Genomic DNA, 21,743 nt, shown 5'->3' with positions numbered 1-21,743 from the left:
AACTCACCTCAAAATGAAGGCGGTAAACAGTACATCGTTTACGACCTGCGGAGGTTGACCTTTAACCAGCGGCGGCGCCAGCGACTGCTTGATCTGTTCCACCAGCGCCTGCTTGCCCGTTTCCGATGCCAGCTTCAGTGAATCCTGGCGGGAAAGCAGCAGCAGTAACCGGCTACGAACTTCAGGCAGGTAGTCGTTCATGCGAAGACGCGTCGCTTCGTCGGGCAGACGCAGGGTAAAGCCTACGTACAGCACGCGATCGGGATCGTTATCCGCATTGACCAGGTTAACCGTAAATGTATCAAGAGCAAAAAAGACCGGCGCGGCAGGCGGTTCCACTTTCGCGGCTTCCGGATGACCGTCGGTTTTATTCATTATTCGCCAGACTGCATAGCCTGCCACGCTGCAAGCGGCCAGCGTTACAACCAGTAACACCGGAATCAGGATGGAACGTTTGCGGCCTTTGGCTTTCGCGTTATCAGACATTTTGCAGAAATACCCTGTGAATTATCTGGGGCAGGCCGTAGTGGCGAGCCGAGAGTGATTATCCCGCGTCTCTCGCCGATCAATGGGGGGAAAAGACGCGCCTTTTGCTTTTACCTTTGGCGTTTGTCGCCGTCAGGCGAATGTATCGACAGCGCTGCTACCGGCCGCGCGCGCCTGTAAAGCGGCGGGAACGGCGATCGGCGTGATGTCGTTATCGTTTTCCGGCGTCAGGGAGAATCCGCCCTGCGCCTGGTCGCGGCGCGACTCTTGCTGGCCGCCGAAGCCCCCGCTCTGCGGGAAAGCATCGCTGCCAACGTTGCTCTGGCTCAGGTTGATGCCGTTCTCCGCCAGCGCGGCGCGCAGATGCGGCAGCGCGGCTTCCAGCGCGGCGCGCACCTGGCTGTGGCCGGAAACCATATTCAGCTGCGCCTGGTCGTTATCCAGCTTCAGACTGATCTGGATCGCGCCCAGGTCATCGGGATGCAGACGCAGCTCGGCGGTCTGCTGCCCGTTGCGGCTAAACATCAATACCTGCTGGCTTACCGCCTGCTGCCACTCCGGGCTGCCCAGCTGCGCGTTAATCTGCGGCGTGGCTGGCGCCATCGTGGTCGCCGAGGCCGCCGGCTGCGCTACCGCGGCGGTGGCGCTGTGCATTGCCGCCGACAGCGCGCTCAACGTTTGCGGCGGCAGGCTTTCTTTATTGTCGTTCCCTTCATTCTGCTTCGCGCCGTTCAGCATGCTCTGGAACGCGGCGCTGCCGCCGGCGTTATCACCATTTGTGGCGGTCGCCGGCGCGGCTGCTGCCGTCAGGCCCGATTGCGCGCCGGCGCCCGAAGCGGCTTTATCCGCCAGCGCATCGGCGGTCGACGGCTGCTGCGCATTCAGCGCCGCCAGCGTCGCTTTCAGGTTGCCGCCCTGCGCGCCCGGCGGGGCCGCAAGGCTATCGCCCGCCAGCTTTATGTCGCTGGACTTCGCCGCCTGCTGCACCAATGGCGTTTGCGGCAGCATGGCGAACAGCGCCTGCAGCGATTGCTGGTCGGCCGCGCTCAGGGTGTCTCGTTTCAGCTCATCTTTATCATCGGCGGATTTGCCGCTCTCTTTAGCCTTTTCCGGCGTCAGCAGAGCGTTAAGCGCGTCCGGTTTTTCCAGCGCCGCCAGCAGCTGGCTCAGCTCAGTAGCGGGCGCGTTGTCCGCCTGCAGCTTATCGGCGCCGACCGCAGCCGGCGCTTTATCGTCGCCCTGTTTCGTCAGCGTCAGCAGACGGTTGCCGAGCAGGGTAAGAAATGCTTCCGGCAGCTGCCCGGCCGCGCCGGCGCTATCGCCGCCGACCGTGCCGGCGACGCTGGCGGAAAGGTCAGCGCCGCTTCCGCCGCTGAGAGTGTTGACCGATGTTGGCAGCTTAATCATTCGCCTTTCCTCAATGATGCCCGCTGGGCATACTCATCCATCCGTTTCTGATCGAGACGGTTTTCCTGTAACAGTTCGTTCGCCTGCGAGCGCGCCTGCAGCGTCTCCCAGGCATGCAGCCGTTGCTGTTTGTTGCGCCAGATATCCAGCGCCTGTTCGACTTTCTGGTTGCACTGCGCCAGCTGGTGGCGGTGCTGCTCAATGGCTTTTTCCAGCGTCTGTATAAACTGGTGATAGTTGGTCCAGCGCGAACTGGCGATGCCGGTCGACATGTTGTCGTTCAGCTTATGGCGGTATTCATCCTGATAGTTCAGCAGCATGTTCAGCTGATCGTCAGCCTGCTGCTGCGCGCGCCGCATGGTGCCGAGCCGGATTGCCGCGTCCTCTACCTCTTTTTGCGCCAGATCGCGCAGGGTTTCCATCGCACTGTTTGGTTTTGCCATCGTAAGGTGACCTCACTCCTCGCGTCGGGCCAGGCCCGGCGACATCAACCAAAGATCGCCTGCAGATGCAGGCAAGCATCGTCGTAGCTGCTGCGCTCGAAGATGCCCTGTTGCAAAAACGCTTCCAGCATCGGCCAGAGCTTGATCGCTTTATCCAGCATCGGATCGCTGCCGGCAGCATAGGCGCCGACGCTGATCAGATCGCGGTTGCGCTGATAGCTGGAGAGCAATTGCTTAAACTGGCGTACGCGCGCGTAGTGGGTTTCATCGATCAGCGCGGTCATCGCGCGGCTGATTGAGGCTTCGATATCGATGGCCGGATAGTGGCCCGCCTCCGCCAGCCGCCGCGACAGCACCACGTGGCCGTCGAGAATGGCGCGCGCAGAGTCGGCGATCGGGTCTTGCTGATCGTCGCCTTCCGTCAGAACGGTATAAAAGGCTGTGATCGATCCGCCGCCGTCGATGCCGTTACCGGCGCGCTCCACCAGCGCCGGCAGCTTGGCGAATACCGAAGGCGGATAGCCTTTGGTTGCCGGCGGTTCGCCGATCGCCAGCGCGATCTCACGCTGCGCCATGGCGTAGCGGGTCAGGGAATCCATAATCAGCAGCACATGCTGCCCGCGATCGCGAAAGTCTTCGGCGATGCGCGTAGCGTAGGCGGCACCCTGCATACGCAGCAGGGGAGAGACATCCGCCGGCGCGGCGATCACCACCGAGCGCGCGCGACCCTCGGTGCCGAGAATGTTTTCAATAAAGTCTTTTACTTCGCGACCGCGCTCGCCGATCAGGCCGACGACGATCACGTCCGCTTTGGTGTAGCGTGCCATCATGCCGAGCAGCACCGATTTGCCGACGCCGGAACCGGCGAACAGACCCATACGCTGGCCGCGGCCGACGGTGAGCAGGGCATTGATCGCCCGTACGCCGGTATCCAGCACATCCGTAATCGGCGTACGCTGCAGCGGGTTAAACGGCGGGGTGATCAGCGGCGCGCGATAGCCGGTTTCCGGCGCGGGCAGGCCGTCAAGCGGACGGCCGCTGCCGTCCAGCACGCGGCCCAGCAGCTGCGGACCGAGCATCAGCTGTTTGCCGCTCTGGGCGTTATCGCCGTTGCCGCGCGCGAAGACGCGCGCGCCGGGCAGAATGCCTTCGACTTCTTCCAGCGGCATCAGAAACAGTTTCTGACCGTTAAAGCCGACCACTTCACTTTCAACTTCCGCGATCTGCTTGCCGTCGTTGCGTTCGATAACGCAGGTGGCGCCGAGCGGCAGCTGCAGGCCGGTCGCCTCCAGCACCAGGCCGGTGGCGCGCGTCAGGCGGCCATAACGGCGCACGGTGGGTACGTCTGCCAGACGCTGTTCAAAGCTATCCAACGAACCTAACCAACGGGAAAGACGAGTGGTCATTACAGCTCTCCAGGCGCCGCCAGGCGGCACAGCTCATGCCAGCGCGTCGCCACGCTGGCGTCTAAATCGCCATCTTCCGCACTCAGCTTACAGCCGCCCGGGTGCAGCGAACTGTCCGCCAGCAGGCGCCAGCCGTGCAGATCGAGCGTGGGGCCGAGCGTTTGCTCAACGCGTTGCAGATCGTCAGGATGCACGCGCAGCTGCGGCTTGCCGCTGAACATCGGCTCTTGCTGAATCATCTGCTGAATCTGTCGCAGCAGGGCGGAGCCGTCGACCGCTGTCGCCTGACCGATCACCTGACGCGCCGCTTCCAGCGCCAGCTGCAGCAGGCGGGAGGCGATGACGCTGTCGAGCGCTTCCAGCGTGTGCTGGAATTCGGTCACCAGCTGCTGCATGCGCGCCTGAATCGGCGCCTGCTGCTGCTGCGCTTCCGCCAGCCCCTGCTGAAAGCCGGCGTCAAAGCCGGCCTGTTTGCCTTCGTTGAAGCCTTTTTGCTGACCCTCGGCGTAGCCCTGCGCGTGCGCATCGAGACGCGCCTGCAGCTGAAGCTGCTCCAGCAGGGACTGCTGCGACGGCTCTTCGCCTTCTTCGTTATCGACGAAGGCGAAATCAGGCTCCGCGCGCGGCTCGCTGGCGGGCTGATCGAAGCGGGTTAAATCGTCAGGCTGCCAGCGCTGCCACGGACGGGAAGAAAAGGCATCAGACATAGGTTTCCTCGGATCCGCCAATTACCATCTCGCCACTTTCCGCCAGACGACGAACGATGAGCAGGATCGCTTTCTGTTCGTTTTCCACCATCGACATACGCACCGGGCCGCGGTTGGCCAGATCGTCGCGCAGGATATCGGCCGCACGCTGCGACATGTTCTTGAGGAACTTCTCGCGCAGCGGCTGATCGGCGCCTTTCAGGGCGACCAGCAGCGACTCCGACTCCACTTCCTGCAGCAGACGCTGGATGCTGCGGTCGTCCACATCCACCAGGTTTTCGAACAGGAACATTTCGTCGATAATTTTCTGTGCCAGTTCGCCATCGAATTCGCGCACCGCTTCCATAACCGCCTCTTCCTGATGGGTTTTCATCAGGTTGATGATTTCCGCTGCGGTTCTCACGCCGCCCATCTTCGCGCGCTTGAGGTTCTGGCCATCCAGCAGCGAGTTGAGGACTTCGGTCAGTTCCGCCAGCGCCGCCGGCTGCACGCCGCCGAAGGTGGCGATACGTAGCATGACGTCGTGACGCAGACGGTCGTCGAACAGGGCGAGAATATCCGCCGCCTGGGAACGCTTCAGGTGAACCAGGATGGTGGCGATGATCTGCGGATGTTCGTCGCGGATCAGATCGGCCGCCGCTGGCGGTTCCATAAAGTTGAGCGTTTCCATGCCGGTGGTGGTTTCGCGCGTCTCGAGAATATCTTCCAGCAGCGTCGCCGCGCGCTCTTCGCCCAGCGCCTTCACCAGCACTGAACGCAGATAGTCGTTGGAGTTGAGGCTCAGCGCCGCAAACTGCTCGGCGTCGGTTTCAAACTCACGCAGCACGTCGGCCAGCTGCTGGTGCGACACTTGGCGCATATTGGCCATCGCCGCGCTGAGGTGCTGCACTTCGCGGGTGCTGAGGTGTTTGAACACCTCAGCCGCGCGGTCTTCACCAATCGTCATCAGCAGGACGGCGCTCTTTTCAGTACCGGTCAGACTCATAGTTCGTTACTCATCCATTGGCGGATAACCAGCGCCACAATGCGCGGATCGTTTTCAGACATATCGCGGATGCGCTGGCTCATCACTTCGGCGCTCATGCGATGTTTAGACTTACGCTCCTGCTCCTGCTCATCTTTGCTGAGGGAGACAGAGAAGGCCTGATCGTCTTCACGCTGTTTCGCCTGCTCGGTTGCCTGCTCGAGCGCCACTTTGGCCATCTCTTGCTTGCGCAGCAGCTGCGGGCGCACCATCTTGCGGTAGAGGATGAAGGCGACCAGAGCAACCAACAGCCAGCGTCCTGCATTCATCAGCTGATCGAAGAACGACTGTTGCTGCCAGAACGGAAGGTCGCCACCGGTTTCATCAGTCTGCGTAAACTGCGAGTTCACTACGTTGACGCTGTCGCCGCGATCGGTGGAGTAGCCCATCGCTTCACGCGTCAGATCTTCAATCTGTTTCAGCTGCGCATCTGTCAGTGCCACCGCTTTGCCTTTCGCATCGGCGCGGTAGTTCACCACCACGGCCACGGAGAGACGTTTCACGCTGCCGACATTCATCTTGGTATGACGAATGGTGCGATCCAGCTCATAGTTCGTCGTGTCGTCGTGATGCGTGTTGGACGGTACGACGCGTGCGCTGCCGCCGGTGCTGGCCGTGGTGCCGTTATTAGCCGCCGCATTATTAGCATTCGCGTTGTTGCCGTTACTGGCGTTCGCGTTGGCGTTCGGCGTCACGATCGGCGCGCTGTTGGCCGGCGCAGGCTGGTTCGACAGCGCACCCGGCACGCCGCCAGGAGACTGGCCGCCCAGCTGTTCGCTGCTGCTGCTCTGGCGCGAACGCACCGCGGCATTGGCCGGATCGCTGTTCGGCTTATACTGTTCTTCAGTCTGTTCACGCGCGTCGAAATCGATCTGAGCGGTCACCTGCGCATGCACATTGCCGTTGCCGACGATTGGCGCGAGGATCGCTTCGATACGTTGCTGATAGCGGCTTTCCACTTCGGTAGCGTATTTCAGCTGCGCGTCGTTCAGATCGCGGCCCGCCGCGTCGGAATGGGTCAGCAGACGGCCGCTTTGATCGACCACCGTCACGTTGCCCGGCGGCAGCCCGGCGACGCTGCTGGAGACCATATGCACGATGGCGCTGATCTGTCCTTCATCCAGCGCACGTCCCGGCTGCAGCAGCAGCGTGACGGAGGCGGACGGGGACTTCTGCTCGCGAACGAACAGCGTCGGTTTCGGCATCGCCAGATGGACGCGCGCGCCTTTTACCGGACCGAGCGTTTCGATAGTGCGCGACAGCTCGCCTTCCAGCGCGCGCTGGTAGTTAACCTGCTCGCTGAACTGGCTGATGCCGAACTTCTCTTTATCGAGCAGTTCAAACCCAACCGCGCCGCCTTTCGGCAGGCCCTGCTGAGCGAGACGCAGGCGCAGTTCATGCACCTTTTCTGCGGGCACCGTCAGCGCGCCGCCGTTCTCCTCGAAACGGTAGGGGATATTCATCTGAGTAAGCTGCGTAACGATCGCGCCGCCGTCCTCATCTGAAAGGTTGTTATAAAGGACGCGGTAATCAGGCGTTTTCGCCCAAAGCACCAGCGCGACAACGATGGCAGCGGCTGCGGCCGCCGCGATAATCAGCGGTATCCGCGGATTCGCGCGCAGGCGAGCAAGAAGGTCATTAAAGCCTTTCTTATTTGCTGTATCCTGAGTTGCGGTAGCATTCATGACCATTTCCTGCCTGGCAGTTGACCGGACTGTGTGTTAAGTGGTGACAAAACTGACTCCCTGATGCGGCTTAGAAAAGTTCCACTTCAATGGATGCCATTATTTTCTTATTCGCCAATTTCGATGGGTCAAAAAGCCGTGTTTTTTGCTGTCATTTACACCCTTTGTCTTATTGACTTTGTGTTAAGTTTTGTTCCGTAAATCGAACAAACCGCCAATAACGAGGGTTAACATGGCAATCCAGGGGATAGAAAGCGTCATTCAGCAGCTGCAGCTTGGCTCGCTGCAGGCAAGCAACAGAAGCACCGACACCAGCGCGCATGCAGACTTCGCCGCGCAGATGAAGGCGGCGCTGGACAAGATCAGCGACACGCAGAACAGCGCGCGTACGCAGGCACAGAATTTTGAGTTGGGCAAACCGGGTATCGCGCTGAACGACGTGATGGTCGATCTGCAAAAATCGTCTATCTCTATGCAGATGGGCGTTCAGGTGCGTAACAAACTGGTATCCGCCTACCAGGAAATTATGAACATGCAGGTGTAGTAGGGTAGGTTATTGATTACTATAAAATAACTTAGCTTGCGGCTCTCCTGTAGGGCATATGCAGGACAAACTCGTTCAACCTGGCGTTGAGCAGGTTAACCTGGTCGTTGTTGTTCTCCGGCATCCAGGCGCCGTAGACCTGGTAAACCATCTGGGAGTTTGAGTATCCCATTTGGTTCGCCACAAAGTTTGGGTTGGCGCCAGCGGACAGAGACCAGCATGCATAAGTGTGTCGGGACTGGTATGCCTTACGGTGCCTGATTCCGGATCGTTTGAGGGTTGCTTTCCATGTTTGTCCTGGCGAGGCAACTGCATAATAGTTTCCGGCCAGGCTGTTTATTGCGTAGAGGCCTGGGTTAAAGACAAACGTGCATTACTCCTGCTCTTTCTTCTGGAACTCGCGAATGTGAACCGCTATGTCGACAGGCTTGTTCATGCGGGTAAGCGCCATCGGGTCTTTAAGGATTTCTATGGCCGGCTCAATGAGGCATCTGATGCCTTTCTCGGCTACCTCTTTTGCAACCGCGCTGATAGCCTGATAAACCTTCACACAAACCTCCCGTCATGCTGGCCTGTTGATGCTTCGTGTGGAAATCGGCAATCGCATCCTTCGCTGCCTGCTCATCTGTCATCCTTCCTGCATCAGAGGCGCTGTGATGGCTTTCATCATCTCGGTGAAGTAGAAATCGTCGTAAATCATGCTGCTGCTCCGTGAATCGCGTGGCCCAGTTCGTTCAGTCATTCCATGACGTCTTTAATGTCCATCTGATCCAGCAACTCCCTGCTGTCGAAGTCCTGCAGCGTCCCCTTTTCCATGGTGACCATCATCATGCCGGGGCGGTATCCGGCACAGGTCTCTACCCGGCTGCATTCAACTTTCATTGTCATGGGTTCACGCTCCTGTTGAGGAACTCAACCAGTCACTGAAGCAGGATTTTACGCGGCGGCGGCGTGAAGCTGGCGCTGGTCAGAATGTTCTTGGGGTGAAATTCGATAGATTTGAATGCGTCAAAAGTGGGGCAGCCCGATGCCGCCCCTGCAAATGCTAATGCTTGCAGGGGGATACTCCGTTGAATGGGTTAGCTATGTGTTGGCATAAAAAAGGCCCAGACATTTCTGTTGGGCCAATGTTATGTCTCAGCTCTGCCGCACCGAAGTGCGCTGGTACGAAAGCACCAGTGAGCTGACTTATCAATCAACTCAACGGCATTACTCTTTTTAGGTACGGGTAATAAGATGTGTTTTATGCGTAAATTAGTAGTTCAAAAAACTTATAATTTGGATTAAGTTAGTTGTATATATGGATTTAGTGGTTAGATAGTGAGTCATCTAACTATTGGTGCCAGTTAAGCACCCTCGGGGGTTAGAATGTGTAGCCTTAGCTTTTGCTGCCCGCAATGCGGCTGCAAAAAGTTTGTCTTTACGGATTATTGTCAACAGACGCATACCAGACATGGCGCTGCCTGCGCAAAATGTGGGGCATATGTAACTGCAGATTCCTGTTTGATAAGTAGCGAAAATCGAAGTGCTGACGGTAGCCTGGAAAGCACACCCATAGAGACCAAGAGCTAGAATCAGTACAAAATGGGCGTGTTATGACAGTATTACTACAGTCACTTTCTGGTGATTGGGGTTCAAGTCCTGCCACCCGTTCGATGGCTCTCCTGTTAGTGGTTACTGTCCGCTATTGGCAATGCCAACCAGCTTATTTATCAACGCGTCAAGGTCTGAGCCTCGGTCGCCACAGCTGTCTCCCAGATACTCAATGCCGCTATCCTCGATAAACTGCACAAGTACCTCAGCCTCTTCGGGATTCAGGAATGACTCGTCACCCATCTCAATCTCCCCAGTAACCTGTCACGTAAGCACCTGCCATAAGCAGCACAATCACCGCCCAGCGAAGTGTGTAATCTCTTTTGCTAACCATGGTGTTGGCCTGAATTCAGGTAATAAAAAAGGTCGCTCAGTGGCGACCTTTTTTATTTTGCGCAAGCTCTAACCGTTAAGAATGACGGCAGTAAGTTGAGCAATGGTAAACATCTCAGTGATGTTAACTTCGTTAAACGCAGAAGCATCGCGGAATTTTTTGTGATTTTGTCCACTTATGGGACGAAAGCTACCATCTATCAAAATTAACTGGTAATTTGGATGGATGCCTTTCCCTGTAATACCAAATTTTACCCCCAGCATTTCACGCTTATCGATTCTTTTAATTACCTCACCGATATACTCTTTAGGCAATTTATATACGTCTCCATCCCATGACTCTTCAGCGTTCATTCACTCTCCTTTTAACAATGAATCTATCAACTCATAAGCGTTATCGGCTGCAAAGAAGGTGACTTTAATTTTGTGGCTATATTAGAGGTATGCTCTTACCGAGCCTCTTCTGGTTTGCGTGAATCTGGCGCCCAGCTTCGTTACCAACCTTCTGGTATTTGGCGATACTGGCGGATGGATAAACGCTACCGATATCGCGGCTCGCTTCGGTAAGCGGCTCGATCACTGACTATCCAATGCAGAGACGCTGGCATAGGTGAGAGCCTTGGATGAGGTTTATTCAGGTTCGCCATCTAAAATTCTACATACCCGTAATTCCGGGTATGTAAAAACCAGCAAGGCACGCAAAGACAGAGGTGGTGGTACATGGCTGCATCCAAAGCTGTCAGTTGCCTTTGCCCGATAGTGCGATCCTAAATTCTCTGTCTGGTGCGACCTGCCCATTGATAGCTTGCTTCGTGGTGAACTAACTGAGCAACAGAAGTTTGGGCAAGCCTGCCGCATTCGCGATGACCGGAAATCAAAAGCAAGTAACGGGGCAAGAGAGATGGCTCGCTGGCGATGGGATAAGCCAGCTATTGAGGCCAATGTTGAATTCTGGCGCGAACAGCTTCAGTTGACGCTGGACATTGCCAGCTAAGCAGAGTGTATATCTGCACAGCGAGAGCCTCTTTCACAACGGCTCGTAAGGCTGTAATTTAGAATACTACTTAAAAGACATGGATGCTTGCTATGCTTGAGTTTATCAATGATTACAAAGGTGCTTTAAAGCCCCACAATAAAATAGGGATCAAACATTGGATTTACTTCACTCTTAAAAGTTTTTTGCTATTGGTTATCCTATTCCTGATGTTCAGTCTGGCTCAGTACATGGTGATAATGTATACACCTTTGTCTGAGTATGTGACGGTTCCGGGTATAGAAAGCTCTAATCTGTATGCCTTGATGGTGATGTTAGTAATTAGCTTTGGCCCAAGTATGCTTTATCTGTTCAGGATTATCTTTCGAAGACTACCGAGATAACCGCCTCCGGGCGGTTTTTTTATTGGAGCTAACGTGATAACTATTCCCAATGCCCCAATAATTGTGGGTAAGACTAACAGCATCTGGCTTCTTAGAATATTTACCTTCAGCCTTGCATATTGCGAGGCTACTCAGACCCTGCGTGGTCACTTTAAATCACAACGACCACACGGATTGCTTCTCATAAGGAAGCGATGTTAACCCTCAATAATTTAAAGGATGATAAATGAAAAAATTAATTCTAATGTTGGCTTGTGCGTTTTCTGTCTCTGCGTTCGCCCAATCATATTCTGGCTATCCAGATATTCCGGGAACGGCGCAGGGATATGCCACGAAAGTTGTTAGTTACTCGCCCGGCCCTGGTGTGGGGGCATCTTATGCTGTGCCATCAAGAGCCCTCGGCGCGCCTAATTATTACAGTGCAAGTGAACAGCCATTTTCACTGGGTCCCGGTGGCAATGTGGTTTTGTCATTTGACCCGTTAGTCATTAAAAAAAGCGGTACCAGCGATGCTGACTTCTATGTATATGAAGAAGCCGGTTATGAGTCATGGGATGTGTATGTATCTAATGATGGGGTTACGGCGGAGAACTACGTCCGAGGGAAGTACCCAGTTCATTGTCCATATTACGCGAAATATCATTTTGGCAACTCTAATTAGCTGACGCTTGGCATCAACAGCAAGTGGTACGGAAGCATAAATCCAATGCACGATTCCGTGCGGAACGACAATGATCCGCTCCAGTCCGTCAGTGAAGCCCTCCTTCGGGCAGGACTCCATCGTAAGAGTAATGAACTCGACCGATGCTGGATCCGCAGATGAATTTGTCCTTAGGGGATTTCGCCTTACTCGTAATGTCCCACCTCGCTCTCCAACAAAAAATCAAGGTAGTATTGGGTTCCACGCCAATAACGGCATTAAAATGGACGTGGACGTTGCCATAAGTGGTTGCGAATATGGCGTTAACCAGTAGTTCGAACTATGACTCAGCCAATGAAACAGCCATTGCGGCGACACTGTGGCAGTGCGACAGCGTTGACATTCAGGAGCTTGGTATTGAGGCATGGCAAGGCGCGCATGTTTATGCTAATGCCTCAACAGCAACAGTAGCACTTAGCTGGACGCAAGATTATCAATTATTGAATACAACGGGTAAGCACGGTCCATTCCAGTCAATGGCAACCCTCACCGGAGGGACTGAACTATTTACGCTGCCATCAACTGATAATAGCTATTTTACTGCTTAAACACTGCAAGACTGAAGGTTTCGAATATGACTGGAGATATGTCGGCATCTTCGTTTAATTCAACATATTTAGTGACAGTCGATGCAAATGCGGGGGTTCTTTTTGAAAATACGTCAGTATATTTTGGCGCTAATTTGCGGTTAGCACCAGCTAACTGGTCCAGTATTGAGCGTGTAAACGACAGATTCCTAAAATTTATTTTGGCACCATTCGGATATGAATATGAAGGGAAAGGGATATCGTATGCTACGACGTATTCAACTCAAGCTATTAATGGAGGTGACGGGCGAGTACAGCTCACTCCAGCGGTTGGGTGGAAAATAATCGGCGTCGAAGCTTGGGTTATCATTGGAACGCAGGGGCAGGCAACATCTGCCGCCCCTGTGGGTATCGTTAGCTTTAGCGACACTGTGGTCAACTTGCAGACGCCAGTTAATACTGCAAACACCTTCAGTATCAACTACAAGCTTCGCCTTAAGGTAAGTAAATAAGCCCCTATTGGGGCTTTTTCATTAAATTTGCAATTGCAAATGATGCTACCATGAATAACATTAGGTCAAATGAGAAAGAGACTCCAAAAAGATGCTTTGACAAATCTCTATACCCTTCACCCAAAAATGATATGTAAAACTGAGATATACCAAAAATACCAACGAAAGCAATAGGGACTGCCATTTTCCTTAGGGAAGGCACGACCAAGAATAACAATGTTATCGCAAGCATTATAGCCATGCGATAGATGCTGAAAGCATCATCTTTTATCCTTGTTAATTTTGATGCCCATGAGTCCTTGTCATCAATTATCACTTTTATAGTCTTTGCTACGTGAATGTAATCAGTAACAAGGTTATCCTTCACTATTGTATCAAAAGGCAACTTGAAGATAATAGAAGGGTGCGAAATATACTCTTTTATAGAGTCCATAAACGTGACGTTCCTGTTAGCTTTATAGCAGGACTCACCGAATGTTGAACGATGAGATCCTCGCTCTTTGTCAAGCTGCCCGCCCCACGCATCTATGCCTATGCATTTTTCATCGACACCTTTAGGTAGAGTAATGTCATTCATTTTTTCAAATGCATAAATTCCATAATATGCGGAATGATATTTGTTATAGTTTGTTGCTCCGGAAGAGTGAAGAACAAAAGCAATGCTAAATATCTGAGCAATCAGCAATGAAGCGGCAAGTGTCTTTTTATAGTTCCTAAAGTATAAGGTTGACACGATACAGCTAATAGGAAGGTAGAAGAACTGGCTTTTACTTCCTCCAATAACGAATACTGAAATCACAAAAAAAGCCGTTGTTGCAAGGCTATTATCACGATTTATTAGAGAAATAGCCATGACAGGGAGGCACAGGAGTAGAACTTGCTCTTGATAAAAAGATGGAAAGAAAGCTATGTTGGATGAAGAACACATAAATACAGAAAGAAGCAGGAACGCCATTAAATCCATTGCTCCAATCTTGTAGTCGTTTATTTTTCTATAAAGGCATAATAATATGGATAAATAAGCAGATTTGAGCATTGCCGAAAGAATGCGAGTGTCAAGCTGATCTGTTACCCATTTAAATGCCTCAGCTACAAAGTATAAAATATAGGAGTAAGTGCTTCTGTATGAGTACTTTCCTATACCCCAAAACTCCTCATATAGAGGGTATTTTAGGGTCATGTCATGTTTGAATGAAGGTATTGGTGGCATGAAAGGAAATATGGCGCGCTGGAAGTCTCCAGTATTAAGCATATAAACATCTTTAGTTGTCGCTATCAGCAACAGACATAGTATTGCTAAAAACCAGGACTCTACCCTGATATTTAATATATTTTTCATTTTGAACCCTTTTGGTTTTTAACTATAAATCTTGGCCTCTGTTTGGTCTCTACGTAAATTCTCCCTATATACTCGCCAAGCACACCGATACCAATAAGTTGCACGCCGCCGAGAAAAAGAATGGAAACCATGATTGATGGATAGCCGCGCACCGGGTTTCCCCACAGCACTTTATCCACGATCATCCACGCTCCATACAGAAAAGACAGAGCTGCGACAACGAGGCCAATATAAGTCCACATGCGCAGAGGAAAGGTGGAGAAGCTTGTGATCCCTTCAAGTGCGAGGTTCCACAGCTTCCATCCGTTGAACTTCGTTATGCCAGCTACGCGTTCTGCGCGGGTATATTCTACTACCTCAACGCGGCCGCCTACCCATGACAGAATCCCCTTCATAAACAAATTGCGCTCAGGAAGAAGCTTGATATGTTCGACTGTTTCGCGCGACATGAGACGAAAATCGCCAACATTTTCCTCGATAGTCGGTGAGCTAATTTTATTATGCAGCCGGTAGAACCACTCAGCGGTTTTACGCTTCATATGCCCGTCTGTGCTGCGGTCTGTGCGTTTCGCCAGAACGACATCGGCGCCTTCCTGCCATTTGGCTATCAGCTGCGGAATCACTTCAATAGGGTCCTGCAGATCAACGTCGATGGGAATGACCGCGTCTCCGGTGGCATGCTCAAGTCCAGCGAACAGCGCCGGCTCTTTACCAAAGTTACGCGTGAAAGACAGCGGCTTAACGAGCGGATCAGATACGGCGAGCGCATTGATAATGCGTTCCGTGCCATCTTTACTGCCGTCATTGATAAAGACGATCTCTACTTCATATGCCGTCAAGTCTCTGCGAACGGCTTGATAAAAGATGGGGATGGCATCTTCTTCATTGAACACCGGAACCACGAGAGATATTTTCATTTCACGTCCCTGAAAACGATGAATCTTGAGTAAAAGAAGCCCATTACGAGGCTTATCGCCGAAAACAACACCAGCGTGAAGAGCGGATTTAGCGCCAGATTATCACTCATTGACCCAACAGCTGCCGCCATGGCCCCCATGAACGCGACATAAAGTATGTATCTTCCGGGCGTTACTTTGCTGCCAAACGTATAGCGCGCATTAACGCAGAAGGAGAAGGTCACAGCAATAATGAAAGCAACCAGGTTGGAGAAGCTCTGGTTGATGCCTGCAAGGTAACAGATTCCAAAAACCATCCAGTGAAGAGCCGTGTTTATCACGCCCACCGACAAATACTTCGAGAAAAGCTTGATCATGATGATTACTTTCCCCTTACCATGAAGCAGCGCAAATGTTGCTTACCACGTCATCATATCCATATCGAAATCCTCGTCTGAATCATCCTTAGCACCAATAATGCAAAGGATTGCTGATGATACGAGCGTGCCAGTGTCAATCACGCCATCCCGATGTTTGTTAATCAGCGTTTTGATATTAATGTCGTTTTTCGCCAGCTCCAGCAGCAGTGCCTTTGTCTTTTCCATGATAGTTCCAGTAATGCTTATGAGAGTTGTCCGATCTTAACGGGGAGTATGAAGAAGGCAAGCATGAGGTGAGACAAATTTGGGACACGCAGGAGGTTGCGACGTTTACCAAGCCTTTGCTGCTTGTTAAGTGAGCAATTGATGGTGCCAAAGCATATGTAGGGCAAAAAATTACCGCAAAGCAACTCAAAGCCCCGGTAGGCAAGGAATTAGTTTGCGGTAATACATTGCAAAACCTCACATCACCCAACACCAACACAGCATAGTGGCGCTATGAGGTGGTTTTGTCTAAATTCACCGATTCGATGTTTGCTCCATTCGTAGTAAATCCTGCAAGTACAGCGCGTGTATTGTTCAATTCCTGTGGAATGCATCTTGGAGGTGCATCACGACTAGGCGGTGCATCATCAAATCTCAAGCTGGCACCATATAATTATGCGTGATCTGACTCGGCAATAGTGTCCAAGACCCCGGCAGCTATATCCAGTATAGATCTTATCTATAAGCTGACCTTAAAGGTTGTTGCGTAAAAAATGCTCAGTAGTGTGCAGCAACTGCTTATGCATAGTGAAATATGACATTCAAGTAGATACCATGTCCAAATCTTAGTTGGATTGGGTACCTTGGCATGGAGTTCAGAAAAGACGTAAACGGATTAAGAGCTATCGCTGTTCTAGCAGTAGTTCTTTTCCATTTTAATCACAACGTTCTGCCCAGTGGGTTTGTCGGAGTAGATGTTTTTTTTGTTATTTCTGGCTTTCTGATGACTGCCATAATCTATGAAGGCATAACAAAACGTAAGTTTAAGCTATGGGATTTCTATAAAGCTCGCGGCAGAAGAATTTTACCAGCACTTTTCACCATGATTTTTGTTGTGCTTATTTACGGCTGGTTCTATATGTTTACGACTGAGTTTAAGACTCTTGGTAAACATGCAACATCCAGTCTATTATTTATATCTAATATAGTTTACTGGAAAGAGTCTAGCTATTTTGCGCCGGGAGCAGAAGAAAAATGGCTACTGCACACTTGGTCTCTTTCTGTAGAGTGGCAATTCTACCTGCTTTACCCGGTTTTTTTGTTAGTTGTTAGGAGGGTGTTTAATGATAAAGTAGCAAAAATAATTGTTATCTTTGCTGCTTTGGTGAGTCTTGTAATAAGTATTTATGCATCGAGAATCTTAGTTAGCTCATCTTTTTATTTGCTGCCAACCAGAGCTTGGGAAATGATGGCTGGCGGGATTGTGTTTTTATTTCCACTTAATAAGTTGCATGGAATAAAATTTGAGATAATAGGAATCGTACTAATAATTGTGTCGTTATTCTTGTTTAATGGCGAAGACTACTGGCCCAGCTATAATGCGCTACTTCCTGTCATAGGTTCTATGCTGGTTATCTCATCATATTCACAACATGGTTTGCTATCGCTAAGACCATTCCAATTTCTTGGCTCCTCATCTTACTCAATCTATTTATGGCACTGGCCGATATATGTTTTTATATATAACTATTACGGTGGGGTTAGTTTTTTAAGTGGAGTTATAGGTATAATAATTTCAATGCTTGTGGGTTGGGCTTCTTATAGAATCATCGAAACTCCATGCAAATCCAATGGATTGAAAAAAAATTGGTTTTTCTATTTTTTGTGTCTCGCACTCTCGATTTTTATGTATCATGATCGTGGAGTAAAGGGATTGTATAGACCAATAACTGAAACATCAGGAAACGAACTTGTCGAACATTATGACGGATATAATTTTGACGTTGGCGGCATGTGGGATAAATGCAACGCTAGCGAAAAATTAAAGAATATAGATAAGTCATGTGTTGATACTAAGTCGCATGGCGGTGTTTTTCTTTGGGGAGATTCCCACGCCGGTGCATTGTCATTAGGGATAAGAAGCCTCTTGGATAAGAGTGTTCCGTTCAATCAGCTTGCTGCATCAAGCTGCAAACCTAGTCTAACAAAATTTCCTGGGGTAATAAGTGCAACAGTAGGATGCAACTACTCCAATGAAAAGGCAATTCATGATATTGCTATAATAAAGCCGGAAGTCGTTGTCATGGCCCAAAGATTTCAGCATGACAAAACTGACTGGAAAGTTATCGCAGAAAAATTACATTTACTGGGCGTAAGGAGAGTATTATTGCTTGGTCCCGTACCTCAATGGAAAGGAAGTCTGCCGCTAATTGTTGCGAAAAACTATCCTGATGGGGATTATTTTATCGGTGAGAAGTATCTTGATAGAGAAATTGTAAAAACTAACAACAAAATGAAGGGTGTGACTACTAAATGGTATGAGTATATAGATATCTTTGATGCGCTATGCAAAGACAATAATGGATTGGTTTGCCGGGCGCGAGTCGATAGCGGATATACTTTGATGTCTATGGATTATGGGCACCCCACTGATGATGGGTCTAAGTTTATAGCTAATGAGATAATCAAATCTTATATGCCCACGGATCTACTTAAGGCAAGATGATACTTTATTGTGAGGAAAGCTGATCAAGTAGGATTTTTTTGCTGAGATCTTTACTGCCGCATAGATGGCTCAAAACCTGCCCGGACACAGTGCCGGGTTTTTTGTATGCTCTATTGAGACAAATTTGGGACATGCAGGGGTTTGTGACGTTTACCAAGCCTTTGCTGCTTGTTAAGTGAGCAATCGATGGTGCCAGGGCATATGTAGGGCAAAAAATTACCGCAAATTAACTCAAAGCCCCGGTAGGCAAGGAATCGGTTTGCGGTAATACATTGCAAAACCTCATATCACCCAGCACCAACACAGGATAGCGGCGCTATGAGGTGGTTTTATGAACATGCAGGTGTAGTGGGTGCTTCTGGTAAACAAATCTTTTATTGATGGCACTCTTGCCATACACATAGTAAGCCATTTTTTGCAGGTTACGAAGTCAGGCGCCCGCTCGTATCAAACCGTAGTAGGTTGCCTGAATGCTTCGCACGCGAGCGGATCCCTGTCAGGTTGTTAATGAATGAGGATCTGCGCCGCATTATGCTTATTGCTCTATAAGTAAAGCTTTTCACTGCCAGGATTCTAATCTGTTTACTATGCAGAATGACATGACTCAACCCGGCCTCTGCTAATATGATTATTTCATCATATTGCCTGCCATATTGTAGGCAGAATTAGATAATTTATATATCCTTACTGAAATAAAAAGACTGAGGCGGCTTAGCAGACATCACAGAACAAAAATAAGGAATGCTCCCCGCCGGATGAAGGCGTTGAACTGATGGTCAGAGGAAGTCGGCCATGGCTATTTACACTATGATGTAGGTGATGAACATTATTGGAATATTAAAATTCCGGTAGATAGTAATCTTGTTCAGGGCAAGCAAGCCAGCAATGCACAAAAAGTCGCCTGTGCGCAGGCTATGATTAATGCTTGTGCAAACCTTATTGCCTCGAAACCTGACGGCTCTCCAGTTTTGCGTACAACCTGTGTCGTTTGTCTGTCAGATATGTTCACCAGCGAAATCCGTTTCTGGTTCAGCGAGATTTACCTTCAACAGGTTACCGGTGATGAAAATGGTGAGTCACGGCGTATCATTGGCAAACCTCTGGCGGATGAGACGGGCTTGATTTTAGCGGTGGGCTTTCAGGAAATGGGCGTCACAGAAGCGATAAAGATTGATGAAGATCCGCAAAATCATTTTTTGGGAAATCATGCTATTATGACAGGGTGTTTTAGAAAAATATTACCACGTTATTTAAATTTTTTTGTTAAGGTGAGAGAAAAACGATCTTCATTTCATTGTCATTACTAATGTATTAAAGTTAGAGATTGATTTTACCTGGGTTGTTATTTGTTGTGTTAAGGTGCGTTTATTTTTACCATTAATAGATGTTATTTTCCTGATGATGAATTTTTTAATCAGGCGAAACGAGATAAAACCCATAATAAAATCTGGTATACTCCCGCTCCGTAAATAACCTTGCCTGAGGAAAAGCTATGTACAAACGTTATTTAGGTGTGGCGGTTGCGGCATTGATGCTGGTCGGCTGCGGTTCGCGGATCGCTTTGCCCGGCGGCGGTAAAACTGAAACGACGCACGTCGTCTACCAATGCCGCGATGGTGAGCCGCTGGATGTTGCTTACTATAACCAGCAGCCCAATATGCTGGCGGTGGTAAAAAAAGGGCAGCAGCCGGCTATCGTTATGGTCAATGTCATCGCTGGCAGCGGCGCGAAATATGTAGGCAACGCCTACGAATGGTGGACGAAGGGCGATAACGGCACCTTTACTCAGCTGATGGATGATAAAACTACCGAGTGCAAAAGCGCTGGCTAAGTAACGCGGCGGGCGCCCGATACCTGCGCCCGGTATTAAGCCGGTTTATCCCCATTACGGTTAATGTAGCGCCCCGGCTTCATTTTCCCCATATGCATCTCTGCTTTCACCTTAAAGAGGGGCGCTCTGCCAGTATCAAACTATCCATACGCATCTTTGCTGTACTCTGCAGGAGAGGCCGTTCTGCCAGCGTTAAACTTCCCACGCGCAGCGTTGCTTTTACCTCTATAAGCGGAGGGTTCTGCTACGATCAAAGCGATCGCATCTGGAGGCCTTATGAACAAACGTATCCTTTTTGCCATCCTCGCCGTGGCCTTTTTCGTCGGGGCGATTTTGCGCTGGTCGATGGGCGGAACAGCCTTTGGTCTGATGCTGCTGTTTTTAGCCGTGGCGTCCGCCTGGTTCAGTATTCAATCCCGTGGTGAATAAATGACCATGCCGCGCCGGGATGTACGTTGTTAACCATAGGGCGTTTCAAACAGGGCAAAACAGGTTGCGGCGCGTTATTTATCGACGTTTCTTTACTTTCGTAAAAGCGACTTCCTGCGCGCCTTCTCTCCGTTCATCGCTTTTTTGCCGCAGCCGAGCAGACGTTTCTTTACAATGAATAACGTAACGGCAGAAAAATCCCTTTTGCTTTTGCAGGCTTAGCCACTCAGAAAGAATTCAAAATAAAGCTTGCGCTCAACCGGCTTCCATGAGTAAATGGCGCATCGGTTTGGAAGACAGACCTTATGAAAGCAGTTTTAGTAAAGCAGTCCTCATTTAAAGCGTTATCTCAGATACCCCTTCTTCGTGAGCCTCTTCTAAGTGCCCAATAAGTATTCTCTGCAATACAGACCTTTTATGCCACATAAGCTGGCTCCTCAATGAAAGAAGGAAGTATCAATGTCTAATAAAATGACTGGTTTAGTAAAATGGTTCAACGCTGAAAAAGGCTTCGGCTTTATCTCTCCGGAAGACGGCAGCAAAGATGTATTCGTACATTTCTCTGCTATCCAGAGCAACGATTTCAAAACCCTTGATGAAGGTCAGAAAGTGCAGTTCTCTGTTGAGAACGGCGCGAAAGGCCCTTCAGCAACGAACGTAGTTGCGCTGTAAGACGCCTTAGTCTTGATAGCCCTTCCGGTAGCGATGACGGTAATAACCCGAGCAGCGAAGGCAAAACATCAAGGCAATGACGACAGCGTGACATGCAAATGCGGCAAATGAATCATTTGCCGGTTTGAAAAAAAGCCCACTTCGGTGGGCTTTTTTTATGCCTGAAAAAGGGCGATTTCACACAACTGTGACCTCAGCGGCAAGAGGAAGATTTGTTCACTGGACGATCGTGACGCCGGCCTATACTGATTAAGCCCCTGTCGGGCTACTGGAGGTTATGATGTCAGAGCGCCCTGATGCAGTCGATCCGCTGGAAGATGATGAGCCGGTACCCCAAACGCCTGATGAGATCGCAGACGAAGACGGTGTCGATCCGCTGGAAGATGACGACGACGACCCGGATCCGACTCAGGTCATCTAACCGAAAAAAAACCGCCCCGAAGGGCGGTTTTTTATGCGGGCAGGCGGTTTATTCCGCCACCAGCCACATATCCGCTTCGTCAAACATCTCTTCAACGATGCGGATAATAATCGATTTGTCGCTTTTGCTGGCATCGCTCTCAATGGCGTTGCGCTGCATCGCTTTGGCTTTCACCTCAGCATCCGGAAAAGTGCGGTGAATACGTTTCTGCAGCTCTTCCAGAATAAGTTCGTGCGCGCCAGGCAAGCCGGCAACATTGCGCTTGTCATAAATCAGTTCAACAAACATGGGTAGCAATCCTCTTGATTCCGCACCGCGTGA

General features: G+C 50.5%; 26 protein-coding genes and 1 pseudogene. 10 read left to right on the top strand and 17 right to left on the bottom strand.

Features of this window, described 5'->3' with window-relative positions:
* Positions 1–3 precede the first annotated feature (3 nt).
* From fliL to fliF, 7 genes are all read right to left on the bottom strand, one after another.
* Entirely contained in the window at positions 4–486 is a 483-nt protein-coding gene (fliL, locus tag C2E15_RS12925; protein WP_104957729.1) for a flagellar basal body-associated protein FliL, read from the bottom strand.
* Positions 487–618: 132 nt separating this feature from the next.
* Entirely contained in the window at positions 619–1,893 is a 1,275-nt protein-coding gene (locus C2E15_RS12920; RefSeq protein ID WP_104957728.1) for a flagellar hook-length control protein FliK, read from the bottom strand.
* Positions 1,890–2,336, bottom strand: coding sequence for a flagellar export protein FliJ (gene fliJ, locus C2E15_RS12915; protein WP_104957727.1), 447 nt, complete (start codon positions 2,334–2,336; stop codon positions 1,890–1,892). The genes C2E15_RS12920 and fliJ overlap by 4 nt, the downstream gene beginning before the upstream one ends.
* A gap of 44 nt (positions 2,337–2,380) precedes the next feature.
* Positions 2,381–3,742, bottom strand: a complete 1,362-nt coding sequence (gene fliI, locus C2E15_RS12910) for a flagellar protein export ATPase FliI (RefSeq protein WP_104957726.1) — start codon at positions 3,740–3,742, stop codon at positions 2,381–2,383.
* A complete protein-coding gene (gene fliH, locus C2E15_RS12905; RefSeq protein WP_104957725.1) occupies positions 3,742–4,449 on the bottom strand; it encodes a flagellar assembly protein FliH in 708 nt (235 codons plus the stop codon). The genes fliI and fliH overlap by 1 nt, the downstream gene beginning before the upstream one ends.
* Positions 4,442–5,434 (bottom strand): flagellar motor switch protein FliG, encoded by a 993-nt coding sequence (gene fliG / locus C2E15_RS12900; protein ID WP_104957724.1) that lies wholly within the window; start codon positions 5,432–5,434, stop codon positions 4,442–4,444. The genes fliH and fliG overlap by 8 nt, the downstream gene beginning before the upstream one ends.
* A complete protein-coding gene (fliF, locus tag C2E15_RS12895) occupies positions 5,431–7,164 on the bottom strand; it encodes a flagellar basal-body MS-ring/collar protein FliF (RefSeq protein WP_104957723.1) in 1,734 nt (577 codons plus the stop codon). Before fliF ends, fliG begins: the two co-directional genes overlap by 4 nt.
* A gap of 226 nt (positions 7,165–7,390) precedes the next feature.
* On the opposite strand from fliF, the gene fliE reads away from it, so the two are divergent.
* Entirely contained in the window at positions 7,391–7,702 is a 312-nt protein-coding gene (gene fliE, locus C2E15_RS12890; RefSeq protein WP_104957722.1) for a flagellar hook-basal body complex protein FliE, read from the top strand.
* 31 nt (positions 7,703–7,733) lie between these two features.
* Here fliE and C2E15_RS21830 read toward each other — a convergent pair whose 3' ends face one another.
* The 5 genes from C2E15_RS21830 to C2E15_RS12880 all read right to left on the bottom strand — a co-directional run bounded on the left by C2E15_RS21830 (position 7,734) and on the right by C2E15_RS12880 (position 9,982).
* Positions 7,734–7,874, bottom strand: a complete 141-nt coding sequence (locus C2E15_RS21830) for a hypothetical protein (protein ID WP_174705699.1) — start codon at positions 7,872–7,874, stop codon at positions 7,734–7,736.
* A gap of 201 nt (positions 7,875–8,075) precedes the next feature.
* Positions 8,076–8,252 (bottom strand): hypothetical protein, encoded by a 177-nt coding sequence (locus tag C2E15_RS21725; RefSeq protein WP_167391873.1) that lies wholly within the window; start codon positions 8,250–8,252, stop codon positions 8,076–8,078.
* Positions 8,253–8,440: 188 nt separating this feature from the next.
* Positions 8,441–8,590 (bottom strand): hypothetical protein, encoded by a 150-nt coding sequence (locus C2E15_RS21720; protein ID WP_167391872.1) that lies wholly within the window; start codon positions 8,588–8,590, stop codon positions 8,441–8,443.
* 786 nt (positions 8,591–9,376) lie between these two features.
* Positions 9,377–9,538: a hypothetical protein gene (locus tag C2E15_RS21715; RefSeq protein WP_167391871.1), complete on the bottom strand. Its 162-nt coding sequence runs from the start codon at positions 9,536–9,538 to the stop codon at positions 9,377–9,379.
* A 159-nt stretch (positions 9,539–9,697) separates the two neighbouring features.
* The gene (locus C2E15_RS12880) at positions 9,698–9,982 is read right to left on the bottom strand and encodes a hypothetical protein (RefSeq protein ID WP_104957721.1); all 285 of its coding nucleotides are present in this window, start codon (positions 9,980–9,982) and stop codon (positions 9,698–9,700) included.
* A 1,249-nt stretch (positions 9,983–11,231) separates the two neighbouring features.
* Here C2E15_RS12880 and C2E15_RS21390 point away from each other — a divergent pair.
* The 3 genes from C2E15_RS21390 (at position 11,232) to C2E15_RS12865 (ending at position 12,744) form a co-directional block, all read left to right on the top strand.
* The gene (locus C2E15_RS21390; RefSeq protein ID WP_128861355.1) at positions 11,232–11,666 is read left to right on the top strand and encodes a hypothetical protein; all 435 of its coding nucleotides are present in this window, start codon (positions 11,232–11,234) and stop codon (positions 11,664–11,666) included.
* A gap of 296 nt (positions 11,667–11,962) precedes the next feature.
* Positions 11,963–12,253 carry a hypothetical protein gene (locus tag C2E15_RS21385; RefSeq protein WP_128861356.1) on the top strand — a complete coding sequence of 97 codons (291 nt, stop codon included), beginning with the start codon at positions 11,963–11,965 and terminating at the stop codon, positions 12,251–12,253.
* Between the two features lie 26 nt (positions 12,254–12,279).
* Positions 12,280–12,744, top strand: coding sequence for a hypothetical protein (locus C2E15_RS12865; RefSeq protein WP_104957719.1), 465 nt, complete (start codon positions 12,280–12,282; stop codon positions 12,742–12,744).
* 4 nt (positions 12,745–12,748) lie between these two features.
* On the opposite strand, the gene C2E15_RS12860 is transcribed toward C2E15_RS12865, so the two are convergent.
* From C2E15_RS12860 to C2E15_RS12845, 4 genes are read right to left on the bottom strand one after another with little or no spacing between them, the layout of a single operon-like run.
* Positions 12,749–14,083: a hypothetical protein gene (locus C2E15_RS12860; protein ID WP_104957718.1), complete on the bottom strand. Its 1,335-nt coding sequence runs from the start codon at positions 14,081–14,083 to the stop codon at positions 12,749–12,751.
* Positions 14,080–15,000, bottom strand: a complete 921-nt coding sequence (locus C2E15_RS12855) for a glycosyltransferase family 2 protein (protein WP_104957717.1) — start codon at positions 14,998–15,000, stop codon at positions 14,080–14,082. Before C2E15_RS12855 ends, C2E15_RS12860 begins: the two co-directional genes overlap by 4 nt.
* Positions 14,997–15,356: a GtrA family protein gene (locus tag C2E15_RS12850; RefSeq protein WP_104957716.1), complete on the bottom strand. Its 360-nt coding sequence runs from the start codon at positions 15,354–15,356 to the stop codon at positions 14,997–14,999. Before C2E15_RS12850 ends, C2E15_RS12855 begins: the two co-directional genes overlap by 4 nt.
* Before the next feature lie 42 nt (positions 15,357–15,398).
* Positions 15,399–15,584, bottom strand: coding sequence for a hypothetical protein (locus C2E15_RS12845; RefSeq protein ID WP_104957715.1), 186 nt, complete (start codon positions 15,582–15,584; stop codon positions 15,399–15,401).
* A gap of 628 nt (positions 15,585–16,212) precedes the next feature.
* Between C2E15_RS12845 and C2E15_RS12840 the strand changes: the two genes are divergently transcribed.
* The 6 genes and pseudogenes from C2E15_RS12840 to C2E15_RS21705 all read left to right on the top strand — a co-directional run bounded on the left by C2E15_RS12840 (position 16,213) and on the right by C2E15_RS21705 (position 21,422).
* The gene (locus tag C2E15_RS12840) at positions 16,213–18,069 is read left to right on the top strand and encodes an acyltransferase family protein (RefSeq protein WP_104957714.1); all 1,857 of its coding nucleotides are present in this window, start codon (positions 16,213–16,215) and stop codon (positions 18,067–18,069) included.
* A gap of 821 nt (positions 18,070–18,890) precedes the next feature.
* Positions 18,891–19,376: pseudogene (locus C2E15_RS12835) on the top strand (DUF3916 domain-containing protein); the annotation flags it as partial.
* Positions 19,377–19,561: 185 nt separating this feature from the next.
* Entirely contained in the window at positions 19,562–19,900 is a 339-nt protein-coding gene (locus tag C2E15_RS12830; RefSeq protein WP_104957712.1) for an MliC family protein, read from the top strand.
* Positions 19,901–20,176: 276 nt separating this feature from the next.
* Positions 20,177–20,329: a hypothetical protein gene (locus tag C2E15_RS21710; protein WP_167391870.1), complete on the top strand. Its 153-nt coding sequence runs from the start codon at positions 20,177–20,179 to the stop codon at positions 20,327–20,329.
* Positions 20,330–20,788: 459 nt separating this feature from the next.
* Positions 20,789–21,001: a transcription antiterminator/RNA stability regulator CspE gene (gene cspE / locus C2E15_RS12825; RefSeq protein ID WP_038625465.1), complete on the top strand. Its 213-nt coding sequence runs from the start codon at positions 20,789–20,791 to the stop codon at positions 20,999–21,001.
* Positions 21,002–21,281: 280 nt separating this feature from the next.
* Positions 21,282–21,422, top strand: a complete 141-nt coding sequence (locus C2E15_RS21705) for a hypothetical protein (RefSeq protein WP_167391869.1) — start codon at positions 21,282–21,284, stop codon at positions 21,420–21,422.
* Positions 21,423–21,470: 48 nt separating this feature from the next.
* On the opposite strand, the gene C2E15_RS12820 is transcribed toward C2E15_RS21705, so the two are convergent.
* The gene (locus C2E15_RS12820; protein WP_038625468.1) at positions 21,471–21,710 is read right to left on the bottom strand and encodes a DinI-like family protein; all 240 of its coding nucleotides are present in this window, start codon (positions 21,708–21,710) and stop codon (positions 21,471–21,473) included.
* Between the last annotated feature and the right edge of the window lie 33 nt (positions 21,711–21,743).

It is taken from the genome of Mixta gaviniae (assembly GCF_002953195.1).
Lineage (GTDB): Bacteria > Pseudomonadota > Gammaproteobacteria > Enterobacterales > Enterobacteriaceae > Mixta > Mixta gaviniae.
This window is presented reverse-complemented; position numbering and strand designations above follow the sequence as displayed.